The organism is Gilvimarinus sp. 1_MG-2023 (genome assembly GCF_030548285.1).
In genome coordinates, this window is sequence record NZ_JAUOSC010001295.1 from 1 (window position 1) to 256 (window position 256).

A 256-nucleotide genomic window follows, 5' to 3' on the forward strand; every position below is an offset into this window, starting at 1 on the left:
GAAATTAACAACAATGTTTTTGCAGTAAGAGATGCTCCAGATGGAGAACGTTACTACTCTCCAATATCAATGTTACGTATTTATCAGACAAATGTTATTTATAGATTGATTCATACAGACCGATTGATGAGAATTACAGAAAATGAAATTTTGAATCAAAAAAACGACAAAGTATTTACAGAACAATATTTATTTGACAAATTATTTGAAACCATTTTTAAGAAAACACAAAAAGGAAAATCTTTGGATATGTTTG

1 protein-coding gene is annotated in these 256 nt (G+C 27.3%); it reads left to right on the forward strand.

Annotation, left to right across the window (positions count from 1 at the left end; genetic code table 11):
* Positions 1-256: zinc-dependent metalloprotease (locus tag Q4563_RS21035; protein ID WP_303605906.1), on the forward strand; the 256-nt coding region annotated here is incomplete at both ends.